The 17,574-nt window shown below is 41.2% G+C and carries 16 protein-coding genes and 1 other RNA gene; 10 read left to right on the plus strand and 7 right to left on the minus strand.

The features are described from left to right. Positions 1–291 precede the first annotated feature (291 nt). Entirely contained in the window at positions 292–1,572 is a 1,281-nt protein-coding gene (locus Q4567_RS17760) for a Xaa-Pro peptidase family protein (protein WP_303501323.1), read from the minus strand. A gap of 253 nt (positions 1,573–1,825) precedes the next feature. Here Q4567_RS17760 and Q4567_RS17765 point away from each other — a divergent pair, with 253 nt between their 5' ends. Beyond that, entirely contained in the window at positions 1,826–3,025 is a 1,200-nt protein-coding gene (locus Q4567_RS17765) for a hypothetical protein (protein WP_216047185.1), read from the plus strand. A 35-nt stretch (positions 3,026–3,060) separates the two neighbouring features. Here Q4567_RS17765 and Q4567_RS17770 read toward each other — a convergent pair whose 3' ends face one another. Genes Q4567_RS17770 through Q4567_RS17785 form a run of 4 tightly spaced genes read right to left on the minus strand, consistent with a single transcriptional unit; the run spans position 3,061 to position 7,436 of the window. Beyond that, positions 3,061–4,290, minus strand: a complete 1,230-nt coding sequence (locus tag Q4567_RS17770) for an FAD-dependent oxidoreductase (protein ID WP_303501328.1) — start codon at positions 4,288–4,290, stop codon at positions 3,061–3,063. Beyond that, positions 4,277–5,542 (minus strand): 2-octaprenyl-6-methoxyphenyl hydroxylase, encoded by a 1,266-nt coding sequence (ubiH, locus tag Q4567_RS17775; protein ID WP_303501330.1) that lies wholly within the window; start codon positions 5,540–5,542, stop codon positions 4,277–4,279. The genes Q4567_RS17770 and ubiH overlap by 14 nt, the downstream gene beginning before the upstream one ends. 5 nt (positions 5,543–5,547) lie before the next feature. Then, the gene (gene pepP / locus Q4567_RS17780; RefSeq protein ID WP_303501332.1) at positions 5,548–6,867 is read right to left on the minus strand and encodes a Xaa-Pro aminopeptidase; all 1,320 of its coding nucleotides are present in this window, start codon (positions 6,865–6,867) and stop codon (positions 5,548–5,550) included. After that, entirely contained in the window at positions 6,867–7,436 is a 570-nt protein-coding gene (locus Q4567_RS17785; protein WP_216047189.1) for a UPF0149 family protein, read from the minus strand. Before Q4567_RS17785 ends, pepP begins: the two co-directional genes overlap by 1 nt. 241 nt (positions 7,437–7,677) lie before the next feature. On the opposite strand from Q4567_RS17785, the gene ssrS reads away from it, so the two are divergent. The 9 genes from ssrS to Q4567_RS17830 all read left to right on the plus strand — a co-directional run bounded on the left by ssrS (position 7,678) and on the right by Q4567_RS17830 (position 15,677). Further along, positions 7,678–7,859, plus strand: a non-coding RNA gene (gene ssrS / locus Q4567_RS17790) — 6S RNA. A gap of 264 nt (positions 7,860–8,123) precedes the next feature. After that, the gene (locus Q4567_RS17795; RefSeq protein WP_216047190.1) at positions 8,124–8,549 is read left to right on the plus strand and encodes a hypothetical protein; all 426 of its coding nucleotides are present in this window, start codon (positions 8,124–8,126) and stop codon (positions 8,547–8,549) included. Between the two features lie 171 nt (positions 8,550–8,720). Next, the gene (locus tag Q4567_RS17800) at positions 8,721–9,617 is read left to right on the plus strand and encodes a ribokinase (RefSeq protein ID WP_216047192.1); all 897 of its coding nucleotides are present in this window, start codon (positions 8,721–8,723) and stop codon (positions 9,615–9,617) included. A gap of 30 nt (positions 9,618–9,647) precedes the next feature. Next, complete coding sequence (locus Q4567_RS17805; RefSeq protein ID WP_303501334.1) at positions 9,648–10,589, plus strand: nucleoside hydrolase; 942 nt, start codon at positions 9,648–9,650, stop codon at positions 10,587–10,589. A 224-nt stretch (positions 10,590–10,813) separates the two neighbouring features. Continuing rightward, the gene (locus tag Q4567_RS17810) at positions 10,814–11,398 is read left to right on the plus strand and encodes a 5-formyltetrahydrofolate cyclo-ligase (RefSeq protein ID WP_303501336.1); all 585 of its coding nucleotides are present in this window, start codon (positions 10,814–10,816) and stop codon (positions 11,396–11,398) included. A 111-nt stretch (positions 11,399–11,509) separates the two neighbouring features. Then, complete coding sequence (gene rpiA / locus Q4567_RS17815; RefSeq protein ID WP_216047195.1) at positions 11,510–12,166, plus strand: ribose-5-phosphate isomerase RpiA; 657 nt, start codon at positions 11,510–11,512, stop codon at positions 12,164–12,166. Positions 12,167–12,290: 124 nt separating this feature from the next. Beyond that, positions 12,291–13,520, plus strand: a complete 1,230-nt coding sequence (gene serA / locus Q4567_RS17820) for a phosphoglycerate dehydrogenase (protein WP_216047196.1) — start codon at positions 12,291–12,293, stop codon at positions 13,518–13,520. 232 nt (positions 13,521–13,752) lie between these two features. Further along, positions 13,753–14,397 carry a methylamine utilization protein gene (locus Q4567_RS17825; protein WP_303501338.1) on the plus strand — a complete coding sequence of 215 codons (645 nt, stop codon included), beginning with the start codon at positions 13,753–13,755 and terminating at the stop codon, positions 14,395–14,397. A gap of 146 nt (positions 14,398–14,543) precedes the next feature. Continuing rightward, positions 14,544–15,677: a hypothetical protein gene (locus Q4567_RS17830; protein ID WP_303501341.1), complete on the plus strand. Its 1,134-nt coding sequence runs from the start codon at positions 14,544–14,546 to the stop codon at positions 15,675–15,677. A 70-nt stretch (positions 15,678–15,747) separates the two neighbouring features. Here the strand turns inward: Q4567_RS17830 and Q4567_RS17835 are convergent, their stop codons facing one another. Next, positions 15,748–16,515, minus strand: a complete 768-nt coding sequence (locus tag Q4567_RS17835; protein ID WP_216047198.1) for a YdiY family protein — start codon at positions 16,513–16,515, stop codon at positions 15,748–15,750. A gap of 144 nt (positions 16,516–16,659) precedes the next feature. Further along, positions 16,660–17,463, minus strand: a complete 804-nt coding sequence (locus Q4567_RS17840; protein ID WP_216047199.1) for a YdiY family protein — start codon at positions 17,461–17,463, stop codon at positions 16,660–16,662. Positions 17,464–17,574 lie beyond the last annotated feature (111 nt).

A 17,574-nucleotide genomic window follows, 5' to 3' on the forward strand; every position in this document is an offset into this window, starting at 1 on the left:
AAAGACCATGCTACAACCTGCGCGCAATCATCGGTGGGAGGTTAACCATCTCCCATGGCCTAAAGACCATGCTACAACCTGCGCGAAAACCTCGGTGGGAGGTTAACCACCTTCCATGGCCTAAAGACCATGCTACAACCTGCACGCAAACCTCGGTGGGAGGTTAACCACCTTCCATGGCCTAAAGACCATGCTACAAATAAGATGATTTCCCCTACCCTGTAGGCGGTGGCTTTAGCCCCGCATCATCGGAACATAACAACGGGCTGAAGCCCGTCCTACAGTGGTGGATTAAACCGAAAGCGGGACTAATCGACCTAGTGGTTCGTCTAATGATTTAGGGGGTTCGGTGAACCAATGGGCTTGTTTATCCCCCATGTAAAGACAATCCTCTAAACGCACACCAAACTCGCCGGGGATATAAATTCCGGGCTCATTCGACAAGCACATACCTTTATTTAGTGGCGTTGTTTCACCTTTAACAAAGTTGACACTTTCATGACCTTCCATGCCGATGCCGTGCCCTGTTCGATGTGACAAACCAGGTAGCTTGTAAAGTGGCCCATAACCTTGTTTTTCGTAATACGCTCTCACCGCGTCGTCCACTTTACCCGCAGCAGTGCCAACTAGAGCGGTTTCGTATGCTATTTTTTGGCCTTTTTTGACCGTTTCCCAAACTGCGCGCTGCTTTTTAGATGCTTCGCCAAAAACCAAGGTTCGACTGATATCTGATTGATAACCATAAACACTGCAACCGCTGTCCATTAAAATGACTGAGCCTTGTTTAATAACCTGCGACTGCCCAGTGCCATGTGGATATGCACTTGCTTCATTAAACAGCGCTAAACACCAAATATTTGTGCCGCCAAGCTGCGATTGGGTAGCGTCCATCAATTGTTTTACATCGTGTTGCGTCATGCCCAGTTGAAGCTGAGAAAACACATGTTCATAGGCCATCAAGGTCACTTCATTGGCTTTATGCATAAGCGTCAATTCATGTGCAGATTTATACATGCGGCAAGCTAAGGTGACCGGTTCGGCGCTGACGTGATTCATATCAGGTAGCAAAGCCATTACGCCATCAAGGACGAAGTATCTAAGCGTAGACTCAAAACCCAACTTGCCTTTTCTTATGCCTCGGTCTTGCAAAACCTGTTTGATTAGCTCAAAGGGACTTTCATGCTCTTGCCAAACTCGAACATCATCACCAAGTTTTAAAGACTCACGAATACTTGGCTCTTCAAAAAAGGGACAAACAACGGCAATATCACCGCTTTGAGGAATGACAACGCCGGTAAGCCTTTCACTTCGCCACCACTGAATTCCAGTAAAGTAATCCATAGCCGCACCAGGCTCTAGAATAATGGCATCTATTTTTTGTTCTGCCATATGCTTCTGCGCCGCAGCAATACGCAGCTTTCTCTCTTGCACTGAAATCGGTTGAACGTTGCCAGTAACCTTTGACAGTTTGGTTGATGTAACAGGTGATGCCGCGGTCTCCAACGACAAACCATTGAATGCTATAGATGCCATTCCGAAAGAGGATAATTTTAAGAAAGTTCTTTTTTGCACAATGATATAAGCCCAAGACGTTTTTAATTATAATATGTGCAAAAAACACGCAACACAATATTGCTACTCTAGACTTCCTTCAATCTCTATCGCGAAGCCCTGCTATGAAACGTTTAAGGCAAATAACTTATCGAAAAGCATACGGTCTACAATATTTGAAAACGATTCAGTCATGTACAAAGCATAACTTTATCGGCAAACTCAATTAGGTACACCTAAAATTAAAACTAAAAACGTAAAATGGACTTATTTTATGAACACTGATTCAATCTCAAAAACATATGCATTTTTTATTAAAAATACGTTTTTCATTCTTCTGTTAAGCGTATTTTCAAATTTGAGCAACGCCCAACAAATGGGTGGGAACAACGAAAACTCGGTTTTCGCACAACAATCCGCACAGAGCGCCATTAAATTTGCTGAAGCACTGAATAATCACGATATAGATAGTTTAGGAGAAATGACCGACACGAAAAATTTAGGGCAAATTGTTGGCAGTGCGTTATTTTCCAAACAAAGTGAAATAAATGATTTTGTGCGTGGATTTTCGGCGGAACGCACACGGAAAACCTTAATCAATAATCTTTTTGCACAATTTTTCAATGAAGAATCAAACTCTAGCTTTATACGCATGCTTGACGAGCAAGGAGCCCTGCGCCCCCTTGTCCGCATCGACTACGCGACAGGTGGGCATGAATACCTCATTTTATTTCTCAACGAAGAACAAAAAGTTTTTGATTTCCATATCGCCAGCAAAGGCGCTCAATTTAGTGACTCCTTAACCCAAGCAACGGCATTGATGATATCTACTGATGATTCTTTTTTTGGCAAAATGTTTGGTAAAGAAAAAATTAACAAAGATGTGGTGGAGAAATTCCAACGAATTGGCAGCTTACGTCAATCAGGGCAATTTCTAGAAGCTTATAAATTGCTTTTAAGTATGCCGGAAGATATGAAAAAGCAACGAGTCATGATTGATACTGGTGTTGGCCTTGCGCAAAATATTAATGATGAAGAATATCTCGCACAACTTAGTTTGTTAGACAAATACTTTGGTCACCTACCCTCTACCCAATTTATGCTGCTAGATTATTATGTGATGACTGAGAATAACGTCAAAGTCATGCAAGCGATGGAGAACGTCATTAAACGCTTTGGAATGGATGGAGCCCTTGGCGAGCTGAGTGCAAATTTATATTACAACGCGGGAGAAATGAATGAAGCATTAAAATATGCCTACCTAGGTGTCAATGCTGAGCCAAATTTTGAACCTCCCTACTGGACCTTGTTAACCATTTATAATGAACAACAAAACTACCAAGGAGTAGCTGATACATTGAATCTGATCAGTGAACGATTGTATTACGAATTTACTCCTGAGAGTTTGGGAAGTGAACCCGCGTTTGCCGGATTCCTAGCCTCAGAAGAATACCAAGTGTGGTTACAAAACTAACTAAATAACCGATAAAAACAGCAAATTAATAAGTACTAACTTGCTGAATCTAAGCTGGTATCTATATTTGCCAGCTTAGGTAAATTGCCCTCAATTCCAACTGCTTGTTTAATAATATCGTTTTTTAACGGCGATAACTGATTTGTCGCTGATAACCCTATATCTCTGATCAACTTTTTCACCGGGTTGGCACCACTAAAAAGTCGCTTGAAGCTCTCCATGACGGCAATCATTTGCAGTGCTTCTGATTTACGCCAACGCTCAAATGAACGCAGGTTTTTAGCCAAACCTATATCTTTATTTTGCTGTTGCAATTCAACCAGCACTTCGGCTAATGCAGCTGCATCAGCAATACCTAAGTTTGCGCCCTGCCCTGCTAAAGGATGTATGGTATGAGCAGCATCTCCAATCAAAACAATACGGTCACTCACCCACTTGCGACAATAACGCATTTTTAACGGATAACTGGCTCGTTTACTCACAAGCCTCACTTGTCCTAAACGCGTGTCACTGGCGGCACTCAAGGCATGATTAAATGCTCGATCATCCAATTTTAACAGAGACTCTGCCTTTTCGACTCTTTGTGACCAAACAATTGAGCACAAGTTTTTTTCATACAATGGCAACAACGCCAGAGGTCCGTCAGGGGTAAACACTTGTCGCGCCACATTTTCGTGCGCGAATTCTGTTTCAATAGTGGCAACGATAGCAATCTGATCGTAATCCCAAAAAGTCAGCGGTAAATTTGCCACTTTACGCACCAACGAATTCGCGCCATCAGCACCAACCACTAGTTTACTGCTGACATGATTGCCATTTTCTAGACTAATGAAACTTTCTGATTGACCAATGGAAATATTGGCGATTTTGGCACTAGCCGCAATTTCTACATTAGCGACTTGTTTGAGTTGTTGCATCAAACCTAAGCGGATGGCTTGATTTTCAATAATACTCCCTAGGTGTGTTTGCTGAATATCCGATGCCCAAAAATCAATTTTGGCAAAACTATCCTGTTCCCACACTTGCATGTGTTGATAAGGCTGCAATCGTTGCTCGCAAATGCCTTGCCAAGCCCCTAAATTGCAAAAAATGTTCTGACTAGCAAGATTAATTGCACTTACTCGTAACTCTGGTTCTTGACCCAGAGGCTGATCCGCCGGCTCAGAATCGATAACCACAACACGCAAATCAGTATTCTGCAACGCCAGTGCAGCCGTTAAGCCAATAATGCCTGCGCCAATAATTGCTACGTCATAATTTTGCATGGAGTTTTCCTGATGTGCTGTGAAAGCCCATGGCATGGTGAGCTAAAATTTGTTTTATCCTAGGATGACAATCTAAAATACCAAGGGCTAGATTACGCCCTAAAACTAACGGAGGATAAAGATTAGAAAAAGTATGGACCAATAAATCCGTTGCACTAATTAAGCGGTCTTGGTCATTTTTGCGATTTTGTTGGTAGCGCTGTAGAGTTCGATATTGACCGATATCCTGAGTTTCTTCAGCTAATATAATATGCACAAGTTCATCAACATCTCTTAGCCCCAAGTTCAATCCTTGCCCTGCAATGGGATGTAAGGTTTGGCAAGCATTTCCCAATAACGCGGTGCGATGGTGAATGTGTTGTAACGCTTTACTTTGAATCAATGGAAAAGCACTGCGCCTGCCGACGGCTTTTATTTTCCCTAATCGATAACCGAACTCATCTTGTAAACGCGCAATAAACTCCTCATCGCTTAACGCCAATACGTCCTCACATTGCTTTTGCGACAACGTCCAGACTAACGAACTTCGATACGAATCGGCTTGTTGCAATGGAGTCGTTAAAGGTAACAAAGCCAAAGGGCCATATTGGGTAAAACGTTCGAATGCAGTGTTGTTATGGTCTTCATACAGCGCAACATTGGCTACGATCGCTGATTGCTGATAATCTTTGAGCTGAATTTCGATGCCTGATTTTTCGCGAGTTGGGGAATTCCCTCCTTCCGCAATTGCCAATAGCGACGCACTCAATCGTTGTTCATCACCTAGAATTACATCTATCTGCCCCGAAGATTTATGAAGCTGTTCAATTGTTTGACCATAAAAAAAGGTAACTTGTTTTGCGTATCGGTGGATTTCGTTTTGCAATAAATTCACCAACACGGGTAATTCAATCACCTGCCCCAAAGCATCCAGTTGGTAATCTTGCGCAGCTAAGGTACTGCTCCCCAAATGACCTTGATCTGACACATGTATATGCGAAATTGGGCAAGCAAATTCAGATAATCCCGTTAAGCCTAACGCGGTTAACATCTGGTTTGACTGGGCAGAAAGAGCAACACTGCGCAAATCTAAATAGCTTGAATCGTCACCGCTAGAATACTCTGAACGGGGCGTCGCCGCTTCAGGGCTCTGATTAGCCTCTATCACGGCAACCTTAAGCTGACTTTGTTTCACAATCGCCAACGCTAAGCTAAGACCCACTGCCCCGCCACCAGCGATCACCAAATCAAATGATTGTTCAGCTTTGTTCATTATTGCTAGTTCGCCATCAAATTTTCAATATCTGCAATGGTCTTTGGCACTTTATCGGTTAACACTTCATACCCATCTTCGGTAATCACAATATTATCTTCAATACGAATACCAATGCCTTTCCATTTAGGATCAACCTCAGCCGTTTCAGACACATACAAACCAGGTTCAACAGTCATAACCATGCCAGGTTCAAACTCCCGATCTGCACCTGCCACTTTATAGTTACCAACATCATGTACATCCAAGCCAAGCCAATGTCCAAGTCCATGCATGAAGAACTGACGGTAATTTTGTTGTTCAATGTTGTCTTCTAAGTCACCACTCAACAATCCCAATTCAATTAGTCCCCTCGTGAGGACTTCAATGGCTTTATCAGATGCGGCTTTGAAGGTACTTCCAGGTTTAAACATGGCAAAAGACGCCAATTGTGCATCCAACACCAGTTGATATAACGCTTTTTGTGGTTCGCTAAATCGACCATTTACCGGAAACGTGCGAGTAATGTCCGCTGCATATCCTTGCAATTCAGCACCGGCATCGATCAGCACTAAGGTATTGTCTTGTAGCTCACAATTATTTTCGGTGTAATGCAAAATACACCCATTGTCGCCGCTACCAACAATAGTTGAGTAAGCAGGTGACTTTGCACCATGCATGGCAAAATGGTGATGAATCGTGGCTTCTAAATGAAATTCATTTTTGCCCACTTCGCTGTATTTCATTGCGGCGATATGCGCATCACAAGAAATTTCGGCAGCTTGGCGCATAATTGAAATTTCAAAGTCAGATTTAAATAGGCGCATTTCATGTAGCAGTAAGCGAATATCGAATTCGCAACTAGGAGCGATTTTCGATTGTTTTGGTGCATTGCGTAAGTTGGCGAGTACTTCATCCATTAACGCATCACTAGGGCCATGATGACCGCGAGCGAAATACAGATTTTCGTGACCATTTAGGTAACTTGTTAAACCTACTAGGATATCGTCTAGGGGGTGAGCAATGTCGACTTCATAATCAGCTGGTGCCGCCTCGGCTCCAATCCGTCTGCCTTGCCAAATTTCTGCTAATTCATCTTTAGGTAAACAAAATAAAGCGCTGAATACATCGCCCATCAATGGACTATTACTAATCACTAAATAGGCATCGGCTTCTGGAAAGCCTGACAAATAATGAAAATCACTGTCTTGGCGAAAAGGAAACTCAGTATCATTGCTGCGGGTTACCATGTTTGCTGCAGGTATGACGGCAATACTGTTTGGCAACATTCGCTCACGTAAAATTTGTCGGCGTTTAGTGCACTCTTTAATTAATTCTGATGACATCAATGTACCGTCTTAGGTTCAGTTTGTGCTTGGTCAGCTGAATGACCCAATTCATTGAAACATAACATGCAAGAAACTCGAACGTATTCGATGACTTCGAACAAGGCTTTTTCTGCTTCCTCATTTTCTGGCATGGTTTCGTCCATACGAGAAATCTCATAGAAATCTTCTAACGCTTCTTTCACGTCGGCAGAACAGGCAGTTAAATCAGCTTGGTGCAAACCAAACCCCAACATAAAACCTTGAATCCAATTGATTAATGCTTTGCCTCTTTCGTTAATTGGAGCTGAGTCATCGGGCATACATAAGGTTAAAGTGAAATCGGTTTCTAATAACTGTTGGCAGGTATCATTGTAAAGCGCGGTTAATTGCACTTGAACCTCATTAGGTAAAGCGTCACCTTGATTTATTGAATCATTAAGCGCAACTGACCATTCCTGACTTTCTAACGCCATTCCACCCGATAACATACCGCAAAAAATGCCATGTACTTCAGATGCATCAGTGAGAATATTGTGCTGTTCCAATAAAGTAGACAACTCTTCATAATTTAAATGCGATGGATTCAATTTTGTTTCCTTTATTTTCCATTAGTGCCATTTCCACTCAAGAACTGACACAAGATAGGGCTTTGAGATCGTATCACTACCAAAGGTGCCTGCCTAGAGCATGATGAGGCTTTAGTAAAGCTTTGTCATTTTGATAGCGGTGACTGTGTTGAAATTTCGCCACTTAGTGCAGTTTATAAGCAACTAAAAATGAATTACCAGTTTTCGATTTTATTTTAGCGCCGCTATGCTAAAATTCGTAATTCTCCTGGGGTGTTTGCCAGTTCAGTTTTGTCCCTGGCCGATGCTATTTAACCTGGAAATTGATTCCACTACTATTGTGCAAGCTTGGCTAGTATCAAGACGCCTACGGTAGTGATGATGTTTCCGCCCTGAACTTTCGGTTCACGGGCCCACACCGAACAGCGGCATTTTGGGAGATTCTAATTTCATAGGGCGAGGTGTCAATTTATTTGACACCTCGCTTTTTTATGCACCCTCCAAAATTCACAACCCATTGTTTTATAAGAATATAAAAGTTGTCGGTTCATAAATTGCAGGTTATTCTAATACTGTTGATTGGACGGAAAACAGGCGTTATACAAAATACTTCAGGCACACAGGGAATTGGCCTATACAGTGCGCTAGCAGTTTCTTAGTGAAAACCACTAAACTTTTAAAATTAACGTTGAAAAGAATAATAATGTGATGAAAGTGCCACCGACTGAACAACAGGCAATGCGTGAAGCTTGTCCTGAATTTTTTGACGACCTAGACCATCAAATCGAATGGAAGTGGGACGAGCATTTTGGCTGTCTTCTCGCTGAGTTTTCCGTGGACCATGCACAGCACGTTTATTCAATAGCCAAAAAACATTTTCCCCATATTTGGGATAAGAAGCAGTTTAAAAAAGCCAATCCGTTTCTCAAACACCGCGCAGGATTTTTCGGCATTCTCGAGAAAAAACAACAATTGCTTACCAAAGATGACAATGGGCAAAATGACTTAATGCTGTCTTGGTGGCCCTGGGGACACGGTGCGACTATATCTGTTCGTTTGTTTCAAGCTAACGAGCAACCATTTGTGGAAACTCAAGGTTTATTCGACAAAATTGCGTCTATCTTTTCTCGATAGCCTAGCAATCTCGAAGTGCAGAAATTTTCAGCAATAAGTTATCAATAGTTAAAAAATAGCCTTTAGGCCGTCAAAGCTGACCAAATGGTCAGGTTAAACTGTTCTTTTTAGCGTTAACTTATGGTACAAACGCATTTCTTTGTAATCTCATAGCGCTAAATTGGAACTTTTATGGCTGTTATTAATTTCGGTTCAATCAATATTGATCATGTTTATCAGGTCGATCATTTTGTTCAACCCGGTGAAACCTTATCCTCAACAGATTATCAACAATTATTAGGCGGCAAGGGAGCAAACCAGTCGATCGCACTAGCGAAAGCGGGTTCCGATGTTAGGCATGTGGGAAAAATTAACGAACATGACGCCCATTTTAAGCAAGCAATGATTAAACAAGGTGTTGACTGCAAATATGTGCAGTGCACCGACTCCCCTACTGGCCATGCAATAATTCAAGTGGCCTCTTCAGGTGAAAATGCCATTGTTTTATTTGGTGGCGCGAACCTTGAAATTGAAAATCAGGATGTTCTCAAAGCCCTTGATGGCGCTGATGAATCTGCTTGGGTACTAACTCAAAATGAAACAAGCTCCATAGACATTGTGTTTCAAGAGGCTAAAAAGTTAGGGTTAAAAGTGGCTTTTAATCCAGCGCCAATGACTGATTCAGTGAAACAGCTCCCCCATGACTGTATCGATCTACTGATTGTTAATGAAGTGGAAGCAGCTGCAATTAGCGGAGTCGACGATATTGATCAAATGGAAGAATATTTCCGTCGCGAATGGTCCCATGCAGAGGTATTAATTACCTTAGGTAAACAAGGAGTGCGATTTGTATTGGCTGAAGAAACCATCACAGTTCCTGCATTCTCGGTTGAAACAGTAGATACGACCGCAGCTGGTGATACGTTTATTGGTTATTTTCTAGCGGCATACAGTCGACGTCATAAACCCAAGGATGCGTTAGTGCGCGCGTGCGCAGCTTCAGCAATAGCAGTGACACGTAGTGGCGCTGCCCAATCAATTCCGAATACTGAAGAGGTTGATCTTTTCCTCAGTCAGCATCAAGCTTAACCACAATTTATCATTAAAGAGAACGATTATATGGCTCATAAAATAATTCTCGATACCGATCCAGGTATTGATGACGCAATGGCAATATTTTTTGCCTTTCAATCTCCTGATATCGAGGTATTGGGATTAACCACAGTATACGGAAACGTACCTGTTACTATGTCGGCTCAAAATGCACTCACGTTATGTGAATTAGCTGATCAAGACATTCCAGTAACCAAGGGTGTGGGTATGCCTTGGGTTGGTCCTGAGTCAGGTTACGCACATTTTGTGCACGGTGATGATGGTTTTGGCAATATCGATTTTCCATCTTCAAAGCGCGAACTAGATCCTCGCAGCTCAGCCCAATATATTGTCGATATGGCTCGTCAACATCCAGGTGAAATCACCTTAGTGGCAATTGGCCCGCTAGGTAATCTGGCCTTAGCATTGCGTTTAGAACCTGAACTCCCCAACTTGGTAAAAGGTGTGGTCATTATGGGTGGCGCTGCTTTTGTGAAGGGTAATGTGACTCCTGTAGCTGAAGCTAACATATGGAACGATGCGCATGCCGCTGAGATAGTGTTTGCAGCGCCATGGGATCTGAAAATGTTTGGTTTGGATGTGACTAATGATGTGCCTTTCACGTTAGATTTTCTTGATGAATTAGAAATCAAAAACCCTAAGCTGGGTGGATTCGTGAAAAAGTCATCTCAGTTCTACGTGGACTTTTATTCACAAGATAGAGACGACCGTGTTTGTTTCTTCCATGATGCGATGCCACTGGCTTATTTAGTAGACCCCAGTTTATTTGAATTTACTCGCGGTCATGCCAGAGTTTCCACTGATCCACTTAACCGCGGACAGACAACAGTAGCACCAGAAGGTAGTACTGCCAGCCCTCTTTGGTTAGACGCCCAGCAAATCGACGTTGCCACCAAAGTTGATCATGATCGACTGCGTAAATTGTACATCGACACCTACTCGCTGTAATCACAATATCCCCTATCGAAAATGGTAATTAAGGTTACCATTTTCGTTTTAAACGCTTAATTTATCGATCTTAAGCTCTGAATACACAACTTCACCTGTGTCTCATCATTTAACTAAATTTAATCCTAAAATTTACTCACCAAGCTGATAGAAAAGAACCGAGTTATTGGTATACTGAACAGATATTGTTGTGCTTAATCTGTGTTTTCAAAGGTGTCTTTGCGTTGTTAGAAAACAAATCCCATTTACGTAAACAATTTCGTCAATTGCGCCGCAACCTATCTGCAGAGCAACAAAAACTAGCTAGTCGAGACGCGCTTCAGACTGTTATCAAATACCAAATACTGGAGCAAGCCAATCACATTGCACTTTACCTTGACCAAGACGGAGAGTTGTCTTGTACCGACATTATTGATTGGTGTTGGCAAAATGGTAAAACAACCTATTTGCCTGTTTTAGATCCATCCCGTGAGAATTATCTAATATTTATTCGATATGCTGCGGATACTAAAATGCGTAAAAATCGATTTAATATTCCTGAACCAGTTATCTCATCATCACGAGTTAAAGCAGTGCCACAACTCGATTGTATATTTTTGCCTTTAGTCGCGTTTGATGAAACCGGCAATAGGTTGGGTATGGGCGGTGGATTTTATGATAGAACACTTGCTGAAATAACCTCCTCTCCGGTAAAACCGCAGCTTATTGGATACGCCCATGACTGTCAGCAAGCGTCCAATTTAAGCACCGAAAGTTGGGATATTCCGGTCCACAAAATAGTCACCCCCAGTCGCGTTATTTCAACCTAAATAACCTCAAATCAAGATATACAGTGTTTGTAGCCGCGTGGGAGCTAAGTGCGGTATACTCTGCGCAGATTTTTTGAATGTATTAAACATTGCCAATGAATAGGATCAAACATGACTCAAGATGAAAAAAAACGAGCCGCTGCCGAAGCCGCGATCAAATTTGTTACTGACGATAGTGTTATTGGTGTAGGCACGGGATCAACCGTGCATTATTTTATAAGCGCACTGGAAAAAGTAAAACACAAGATTAAAGGTGCGGTTTCTAGCTCTGATGATTCAACGGCAAAACTGAAGGCAATGGGAATCGAAGTGTTTGATCTCAACTCAGTAGACAATTTTGACATTTATGTTGATGGGGCAGATGAAATAACCAAACATAAACATATGATCAAAGGCGGTGGTGCAGCGTTAACAAGAGAAAAAATTGTGGCCGCTGTAGCTAAAAAGTTTGTCTGTATTATTGATGACAGCAAACAAGTGCCGGTTTTAGGTGCCTTTCCATTGCCAGTTGAGGTAATCCCGATGGCACGTTCGTTTGTTGCCCGAGAGTTAGTAAAATTGGGTGGCGATCCTGAATACCGTCAAGGTGTGATTACCGATAATGGTAACGTGATTCTTGATGTGCACAATTTAAAAATTCTTAATCCAGTTGAATTGGAAAAACAAATTAATCAGATTCCAGGGGTTGTCACCAATGGACTGTTCGCCATGCGTGCAGCAGATATCGTATTAGTCGCCACAGACACCGAAGTAATTGAGATTGATTAGACCAAATAAATATAACAGGCTCTTTCTTATTTGAAAAAGTTCTGGTATTTTTCACATTCAAATAGACGTCCAGATGTCTCTTAATTCAGATATCTTTAACTAACGATCATGTACGGGAACATTAATGAGCAAAGTATCACTGCCCAAAGAAAAAATTAAGATATTGTTGCTTGAGGGTTTACACCAAAGTTCAGTGGAAACCCTTGAAGCCAATGGCTATACCAATATTGAATATATTAAGACGTCGTTATCAGAAGAAGAGTTAATCGAAAAGATTGCAGATGTTCACTTTATTGGTATTCGTTCTCGTACACAGCTCACTGCAAATGTTATAGATGCTGCGCAAAAACTCGTAGCGGTTGGTTGTTTTTGTATTGGTACTAATCAAGTCGACCTTAAAGCAACACAAAAACGCGGTATTCCGGTGTTCAATGCGCCCTTCTCTAACACCCGTTCAGTTGCAGAGTTGGCCCTAGGCCAAATCATTTTATTACTTCGTGGTGTACCAAGTAAAAATGCCAAAGCCCATCGCGGTGTATGGGAAAAAAGCGCAGTAGGATCATATGAAGCGCGAGGCAAAACCTTAGGTATTATTGGTTATGGCCACATTGGTACTCAGCTAAGCATCTTGGCAGAGCACTTAGGTATGCGAGTCCAGTTTTTTGACATAGAAGATAAATTGGTTTTGGGTAACTCAACTCAAGTTAAAACCCTTAAGCAATTACTCAGTACTTCAGATGTTGTTTCTTTGCATGTGCCTGAAACTGAACAGACGCAAAATATGATTGGCAAAAAAGAACTGGCGATGATGAAAGATGGCGCTATCTTAATGAATGCTGCCAGAGGCACCGTAATTGATATTGATGCATTGGCAGAAGCCATGGAATCAGGCAAGTTGAACGGCGCTGCTATTGATGTTTTCCCAGTAGAGCCAAAATCAAATGACGAAGAGTTTGTTTCGCCTTTGAGAAAATTTGATAACGTGATTCTTACTCCTCACGTAGGTGGAAGTACCCAAGAAGCACAACAAAATATCGGTATTGAAGTTGCGGGTAAATTGGCCAAATACAGTGACAACGGGTCGACGCTTTCAGCGGTTAACTTCCCTGAAGTATCCTTGCCATCACATATAAATCGTTCTCGTTTGTTACACATCCACGTCAATGCGCCTGGTGTTTTAACTCAGATCAACCAAGCATTTGCAGCTCACAACATTAATATCGCTGCACAATATCTACAAACAAATGAAAATATTGGTTATGTGGTAATTGACGTTGAGACAGACGATGCGAAAGAAGCATTTGAGCAACTCACTAAAATCGACGGGACAATTAAAACTCGTATTTTACACTAATCGTTTAACACTTCCCGATAGCCACTCTATCGGGAAGTGCTGTTTATTTTATGCGCCATTCAACGTCACCTTAAACGGGTTTCATTTGCCCCTCATAACTGAACAACCAATCAAGCCATCAATTAAAATGTAACCTTGCCCATAACAAGGTATATTAATAAGAAATTTATTGGTTAAAAACTCGTTCTACTGGTATTAATTATAATGCCAACGAGATTTGGGAAGTACTTAGATGCATAAGATATTCTGGGTTTGCACTGTGTTTGTTAGCCTTAAAGCGTTCGCGATACCGGTGACAATTGACGTTGTGAGTCATAACAATACCCCTGTTTTCCAAACTGTCGTTTACCTAGAGCCTGAAGACGATGTTGCCGTTGCCGAAATTAGCAAAGATATTGCGGTCATGGATCAAGTAGACCGTCAATTTATGCCACACATTTTAGCGGTTCAAAAAGGCAGTAAAGTAGTATTTCCTAATTCTGATTCAATCAAACACCATGTTTACTCCTTTTCTCCAGCTAAACAATTTGAGTTAAAGTTGTATAAAGGATCAAACGCCGACCCATTGCTGTTTGATAATCAAGGTGAAGTAGAACTCGGTTGTAATGTTCATGATTGGATGCTTGCTTATATTTGGGTGGTAGATACGCCTTATTTTGCAAAAACCAGTCAAGATGGAAAAGTAACAATAGACGTTCCTAAAGGTCATTACAAAGTCAAAATTTGGCATCCTAGAATTCAAGATGATTTCGACGCTTTGACCCAAATGATTAATGTTGATGCTCCAACTAGTGCGCGCTTTTCTCTAAAAGAAAAGCTATTACAAGACCTTAGTTTTTATGAGCAACAAGCAGATAAACTAACCGATTACGAATAGAGTGTAATGCTAATCAACATGGAACTTTGCTATTGATAGTTAAAAATTACCTTTTGTGCAAAACGTTGATTGCCAACTTTGTGTTTAGCTTGTTGGTATGTATAAGTGTTGTAACACCAGCCGTGGCAAATCAGATTGGCGGCCTAATGCAAATTTACCTTGCTGATGCTGACAGTTGGCAATCGTACCAACATCAAGGTACCGGTATTCTTCGTCACGATGAAAGTAAATTAGGTATTCAACAAGCTCTGTTGCACACAAATTTAGACATAACCTCCAGCGTAAGTGTAGATGCCGTGGCGAATTATTATGCTGACGGTGAACAACATTTCGGGTTTTCTCAAGCGTTTTTAAACTATAAACCTTTAAGCCCTGAAAAAATCAAATTCAAAGGGCGAGCTGGCTTTTTTTACCCACGCTTGTCATTGGAAAATGTCGATGCAGGCTGGCTATCTCCCTACACCTATACCCAATCGGCAATCAATAGCTGGGTAGGAGAAGAAATGCGAACGCTAGGTCTAGAGCTATCATTTTATAGCCCTGGCAGAGCAAGAAGAAGCCCTTGGACGTGGGAGATTGTTGCGGCGACTTTCAAAGGTAATGATCCTCTTGGTACCTTAATAAGTTGGCGCGGCTTTGCGATGCACGACCGACAGTCTCTTAACAATGACAGAGTCAACTTTGCTGCCTACCCGACGGTGATTGATACTGACTTTATATTTCATCCTGACTATGTAGAACCTTTCCATGAACTAGACCGACGTTGGGGGTTTTATACAGGCTTGCATCTGAGCTATTTCAACCAATCAAGCTTTCGTTATTATTATTACGATAATCAAGCTGATCCGTTAGCGGTTAACAGTCAACGACTTTATGGTTGGCGCACTAAATTCCATTCGTTTTCCATGCAACATAAATTAGACGCCAATACACGGCTGATTAGCCAAATTATGACCGGCAGTACTGTAATGGGCGTAAAGTATGTTTACGTGGATTTTGATGCTTGGTATTTAATGCTTAGCCATACAGTATCACAGCACCGAATAAGCCTGCGTTATGACAGGTTTATAGTATCTGAAGATGATGTTTTCCCCACCGACATGAATAACAGTGATGGCTACGGGCTAACTTTAGCTTGGCGCTACGATATTGATGAAAATTGGCAGTTAGGTATAGAGCAGCATTTCAACAAGAATACAGCACAAAACAGAGCCCAATTAGACCTTCCGATAGATGCAAATCAGCAGCAAACTCTATTGGTGGCGCAATTTCGTTGGTAAACGCCTTGCGTAAAACATAAAAAAGCCGGCGTAAAAAGCCGGCTTCAAGCAAATATCAAACAAGCAGGGATTAGAAAAAGGTATAAACCAAAGTGACTGCAGTTTGTGTATCTAGTTTTTCAGTATCATCAGATGCACCAGAGTTATGATCCAAAGTCACACTGAATTTCATAGACAAAGAACCATTTATTGCTGCAGATAACGACGTCACAGATTTAGATTTTGTATTATCTTCACCAACTTCTGTTGATAACAACTGTTTAAAAGTAGCGGTATCTGAGATTTTCCACTGATAATCTAATGCACCACGTACAATCAGACCTTTCTCAGTCTCACCCGCTACAAAATTTCCATCCGCGTCTTCAGTGCTCTGAGTCTTAGAATAAGAATAACCAGGACCGATACTGTATTCAAATGACGACGTTTCGTCTGCCCACAATTTTTGGTTCCAACCTACAGCGACGGTAGATTGATAATCATAACTGCTAAAACGGTCATCTTCGTAAGAACCAAAACCAAATAAACGATGGTCTGGGTTTTCTAGTTTATAGTTAGCCTGACCAGATACGAACCACTTCTGTGCCGTGGTTTGTGTAACAGTTTCTTCATCAACTGTTACTTGGTCTTTTTTGTATAACCCTTCAATAATGAAGTCGTTACTCCATTCTTCTAGTTCTTGATGAGCAGACAACTTACCTTTAACGGAAGTAGTTTCAGTATTACCAGAAGTGACGATTAAGCCAAACTCGCCATCCATGGTAAAAGGTTTAGTTTCTTCTGCGCTTACATTTGCTGCTAGGGCGCAAAATATAACTGAACATAAAACTGATTTTTTCATTCGACTTTCCTGATTTTAATTAAAATAAAAACAGCTGATATTATTATTGTTTTACTGAATATTGGTTGAAACGTTTCAAACCACCAAGATGGTAAACACAAAATGTACCAAGTTGCTGATTCATGGTTATTTTTAGCAATTCAATTAAAAAAACTGATATACCAATGTGACGGAAGTTTGAGTATCTAGTGGTTCGTCCAACTCTTGAGGTGAACGATTATGGGTCATATTAAAAGACAACTTCATAGCCAAAGAACCATTAATTTTTGCCGCCAAAGAAGTTTCCGAAAAAGAGCGTGAAAACTCATCGTCGGTTTCAGTGCTTAAATATTGCCTGAACGTTGCCATATCATTGAATTTTTTCTCGTATTCCATTGCCGCGCGGATTATAACACCAGTTTGATCTAACACATCAGTATTTTCTTTGGCAATCGAGCGCGCATACCCTGGCCCGACACTGTAGGTAAACTCACTCTCTTTATCAGACCATAATTGCTCTGTATAACCCACAGCTAAAGCGGCTTGGTAACGATATGAATTAAATCGATCATCTTCGTATTCACCGTACATGAATAGACGGTTAGTGGGATTTTTTAATTTAAAATCTGATTGCATTGAAACGAAAACATTCTGTGCGCTGGTAACTAATTCACTATTTTCATCAATAACTTGTTCGTTTTGTTTATACAGTACTTTTGCCACGTAACGGTGATGCCATTTAAGCAGATCTTGTTTAGCATTTAACTTACCGGTAACCGTAGTACCTGTGGTATTTCCATCGGCATAGATAACTCCGAACTCACCGTTCATGGTGAAAGAGTCGTGATGTTCAGCAGTCGCATCACCATGAAAAGGTGCATCAGCGAGAAAAAGTGCTCGAATTACATCAGTGCGTGCACTACTGGAAAAACTGATGAAAAGGCAAATGGTGGCGCAAATTAACTTCATATAAACCGATCTAAATTAGAATTTGTTCTATTTTTGCGACATTGTATATAATAACGTAACAATATGCAGCACTAAAATAGATTAAAAATCAAACAAATGCTACTTTCAACC

Origin of the sequence: Aliiglaciecola sp. 2_MG-2023 (assembly GCF_030548145.1) — a bacterium.
Classification (GTDB): domain Bacteria; phylum Pseudomonadota; class Gammaproteobacteria; order Enterobacterales; family Alteromonadaceae; genus Aliiglaciecola; species Aliiglaciecola lipolytica_A.